Here is a 4,366-nt window from a genome sequence, read left to right as displayed (position 1 = left end):
CGCCTGGGCCAGGTCAGCGAACAGCCCCGGCCGATCGCGCGCCGCCACCGCGACCCGGGTCGCCGACGGCCCTTCCGCCTCGGTCGGATCGGCCTCCAGCACCTCGGCCACCACTCCTTCGGCCCGGCCGCGGCGCATCAGCTCCGGATAGTCGTCCAGCGGATCGACCGGATGCAGGGTCTCGCCCCGGAAGGCCGCTTCCGTGCGCTGGTAGAGATCGCGGATCAGCTGGCCCTTCCAGCCGTTCCAGACCCCGGGGCCGACGGCGCGGATGTCGGCGACCGTCAGGATCAGCAGGGTGCGCAGCCGTTCCGGATCGCCGACCAGTTCGGTGAAGGCCCGCACCGTCTCCGGGTCCGAGACGTCGCGCTTCTGGGCGTAGTCGCTGAGCGCCAGGTGGTTGCGCACCAGCCAGACCACGAACTCGATCCGGCGGGGGTCGAGGCCCAGACGGTCGCAGGCCCGGCGCGCGGCGATGGCCCCATCCTCCAGCTGACCGCGGTCGCCGCCCTTGCCGACGTCGTGCAGCATCATGGCCAGCATCAGGGCCTCGAAATCGTCGATGCGATGGACGATCTCGCTGGCGTTGGGATGCTCGGCCTTCAGCTTGCCGCGCCAGATGTCGTTGATGATGCCGATGGCCTGCAGGGTGTGCTCGTCGACCGTATAGGCGTGGTACATGTTGAACTGGGTCTGGCCGACGATCCGGCCCCATTCCGGCAGGAACCGCCCCAGCAGGCCGGTCTCGTTCATCAGCGTCAGCACCCGGTAGGGCCGCTGGCCGTGGGCGAGGATGTCGAGGAAGGCCCGCGTCGCCTCCGGGTCCCGGCGCAGCGAAGGCGTGACCAGCGACAGCGACCGGCTGACCGCCGAAAAGGCGTCCGGATGCAGGTCCAGGTCGTGCGTGTCGGCGCAGCGGAACAGCATCAGCAGCTTTTCGGGCGCGGCGGCGAACACCTCGGGACCGGTGACCGACAGCCGTCCGCCGTCCTCGATCAAGCCCTCGACGCCGAGCTTGCGCCGGCGGCCCGGGATCAGCCGCGACAGGCTCAGGGTCGGCTTCTGCTGTCGCGCCTCCAGCTTGGCCGACATGGCCCGGGTCAGGCCGCCGACGTCGCGGGCGACGAGGAAGTAGCGGCGCATGAACCGCTCGACCGCCGGCTCGTCGCCGCGGCCGCGCCAGCCCATCCGCCGGGCCACCTCGGGCTGCAGGTCGAAGGTCAGCTTCTCTTCCGCCCGGCCGGCCAGCAGGTGCAGATGCGCCCGGGTGCGCCACAGAAAGTCGAAGGCTTCCTCGAAGGTGCGGCGCTCGCGCGACGTCAGCAGGTCGTCCATGACGCGGGCGCCCAGCGGGCTGTCGGGCGCCAGCGAGCGGGCGATCCAGAACAGGGTGTTGAGGTCGCGCAGCCCGCCCTTGCCGTCCTTGACGTTGGGTTCGACCCGGTAGCGCACCGCCCCGGCCTTCTGATGACGCGCGTCGCGTTCCTCGAGCTTGGCGGCGATGAAGGGCCGCGGGTCGGACTTGACCACGAAGGCGCGAAAGCGGGCGATGAAATCCTCGGCCAGCGCCAGATCGCCGGCCAGCGGCCGCGCCTCCAGCAGCGCCGTGCGGACCGTCATGTCCGCCTTGGCCAACGCGAGACATTCGTCGACCGACCGCGCCGACTGGCCGACCTTCACCCCCAGATCCCACAGCACATAGAGCATGAATTCGATGACCTGCTCGGTGCGGGGGATCGACTTCCACGGCCTCAGGAACAGCAGGTCGAGGTCGGAGAACGGCGCCAGCACGCCGCGCCCGTAGCCGCCCACGGCGATCAGGCTGAGCCGCTCCGCCTCGGTCGGATTGGGGGCCGGATACAGGGCCTCGGTGGCGAACCGCCACAGGGAGGTCAGCATGTCGTCCGCCGCCGCCGCATACAGTTTCGCGACCTCGACTCCGCCCAAGCCGTATTCCAGCCGCTGGGCCGCGCGCGCCCGCGCCGCCTCCCAACGTTCCCTGAGCAGGACGGTGACGGCGGCGCGCGGGCTGGAGGCGGAAGCGGCGGCGGCCCAGGCGTCGCTTTCGGACACCCGCGGGTCTGCGGCATCGGCCGGGCGGCGGCTGCGGGGGCTCATCGCGCCGGTATAGACCGTGGCGCGGGCCTGCGCGACAGTGCGCGTGTCAGGGAGGCGCGGCATGATCAGAACCCCGGGGCTGCTGTTGGCCGCCCTGCTCGCAGGATGCGCCCCGGCCGGCGCCGGGCTCTCCCCGACCGACGCGCCGCGGACCGTCGAAGCCGTTGCCCGGGCCGACATCGTCGCCGAACTCAACGCCGCGCGCACCGATCCGGCCGCCTACGCCCGCAAGGCCCGCGCCCTGCGCGCCTTGTTCCGCGGCGACCGCATCGAACGGCCGGGGGAGATCGCCGTGGTCACCCGCGAGGGACCGGCGGCGGTCGACGAGGCTGTCGCCTTCCTGGAACGCCAAGCTCCGCTCCCGGCCCTGCGCGAGAGTGAGGGGCTGGGCCGTGCCGCGGCGGATCACGCCGGCGAGCAGGGCCGCACCGGCGAGGTCGCCCACGTCGGCGCCGACGGCTCCAGCCCGTCCGACCGCATGCGCCGTTACGACCGCTGGAGCGCGACCGGCGAGGCCATCGCCTACGGACCCGACAGGGCCGAGGACGTCATCCTGCAGCTGATCGTCGACGACGGCGTGCCGGACCGGGGGCACCGCCGCATCCTGTTCAACCCGACCTACACCCTGGTCGGCGCGGCCTGCGCCCCGCATCCGGTCTGGCGCACGGCCTGCGTGCTCGATTTCGCCCGGGCCGGTTAGGGTTTGATCGCCTTCAGGCGGTAGAGCGCCTCGAGCGCCTCGCGCGGCGACAGTTCGTCGGGCTCGATGGCCGCCAGGGCGTCCTGCACGGCCGAGGACGGCGGCGGGGCGGGCGGTTCGGCCATGGCGAACAGCGGCAGGTCGTCGAGGCTGATGGCGGCGGTCTTCTCGCCCTCCAGCCGCTCCAGCACCGCGCGGGCGCGGGTGACCACCGCGGCGGGCACGCCGGCCAGTTTCGCCACCTGCACCCCATAGGAGCGATCGGCCGCCCCGGGGGCCGCCTCGTGCAGGAAGACCAGGTCGCCGTTCCACTCGCGGGCCTTCATCGACAGATTGCAGACATGGGCCAGCCGCGTCTCCAGCCCGGCCAGCTCGTGATAGTGGGTGGCGAACAGGGTGCGGGCGCGGTTGTGATCGTGCAGGGCCTCGGCCACAGCCCAGGCGATGGCGAGGCCGTCATAGGTCGCGGTGCCGCGGCCGATCTCGTCCAGAACCACGAACGAACGGTCGGTGGCCTGGGTCAGGATGGCGGCGGTCTCGACCATCTCGGTCATGAAGGTCGAACGGCCCCGGGCGAGGTCGTCGCCGGCCCCGACGCGGCTGAACAGACGATCGACCACGCCCAGACGCATGGCGCGGGCGGGCACGAAGGCGCCGGCCTGGGCCAGCACCACCAGCAGGGCGTTCTGGCGCAGGAAGGTCGACTTGCCGGCCATGTTGGGGCCGGTGACGATCGACAGGCGGGCGCAGCCGGCGCCCGAGCCGTCGAGCTTGCAGTCGTTGGGCGTATAGGGGTCGCCGGCCGACTTCACCGCCGCCTCGACCACTGGATGGCGCCCGGCGGTGACCTCGAAACAGGCGGTGTCGTCCACCGCCGGGCGCACCGCCCCGACCTCCTCGGCCCATTCGGCGAGCGCGGAGTGGGCGTCGAATTCGGCCAGCGCCTCGGCCACGGCCTGCAGCGGTCGGGCCAAGGACTGCACCGTGCGCCGCCACGTCTCGAAGGTCTCGCCCTCGATGGCCAGGGCGCGGTGCCCGGCCTGGCTGATCTTCGCGTCCAGTTCGGACAGTTCGACGGTGGTGAACCGCACCTGGTTGGCCAGGGTCTGACGATGAATGAAGGGACTCTCGCCGGTCGGCCGCAGCAGGGGTTCGGCGGCCTTGGCCGAGGCCTCGAGGAAATAGCCGAGCACGGCGTTGTGCCGGATCTTGAAGGCCACGCCGGACTCGGCGATCGCGCGCGCTTCCAGATCGGCGACCACGCGTCGGCTGTCGTCGCGCAGGCGCCGGGACTCCTCCAGTTCGGGTCGGTAGCCGGGGGCGACGAAGCCGCCGTCGCGGGCCAGATGCGGCGGCTCGGCCACCAGTCCCTCGTGCAGATCGACCAGCAGGCGGCCGGTCTCCGGCGACAGCGCCAGCCGATCGAGGCAGCCGACCAGCCGGGCCGGCGGTCCGGTCAGCGGATCGCGTTCGGGCGGAAACAGCCCGGCCACCCCCTCGGCCACCGACAGGCCGGTGCGGATCGCCGCCAGCTCGCGCGGTCCGCCG

3 protein-coding genes are annotated in these 4,366 nt (G+C 72.4%); 1 reads left to right on the top strand and 2 read right to left on the bottom strand.

What is annotated here, in order from left to right; translation table 11 throughout:
- Nucleotides 1-2,181, bottom strand: a 2,181-nt coding sequence (gene glnD / locus RDU12_RS13070; protein WP_308685023.1) for a [protein-PII] uridylyltransferase, incomplete at its 3' end; no start/stop codon positions are given.
- Here glnD and RDU12_RS13065 point away from each other — a divergent pair.
- Complete coding sequence (locus RDU12_RS13065) at nt 2,180-2,818, top strand: CAP domain-containing protein (RefSeq protein WP_308685021.1); 639 nt, start codon at nt 2,180-2,182, stop codon at nt 2,816-2,818. The genes glnD and RDU12_RS13065 overlap by 2 nt on opposite strands.
- Here RDU12_RS13065 and mutS read toward each other — a convergent pair.
- Nucleotides 2,815-4,366 (bottom strand): DNA mismatch repair protein MutS (mutS, locus tag RDU12_RS13060; protein ID WP_308685019.1); only part of this gene is annotated, 1,552 nt, incomplete at its 5' end. The two genes, RDU12_RS13065 and mutS, sit on opposite strands and share 4 nt — an antisense overlap.

This window comes from Brevundimonas sp., assembly GCF_031082345.1.
Lineage (GTDB): Bacteria > Pseudomonadota > Alphaproteobacteria > Caulobacterales > Caulobacteraceae > Brevundimonas.
This window is presented reverse-complemented; position numbering and strand designations above follow the sequence as displayed.

Bases quoted from the DNA above. Each gene is read 5' to 3' on its own strand.
- RDU12_RS13065 (WP_308685021.1), top strand. From the start codon at position 2,180: ATGATCAGAACCCCGGGGCTGCTGTTGGCCGCCCTGCTCGCAGGATGC.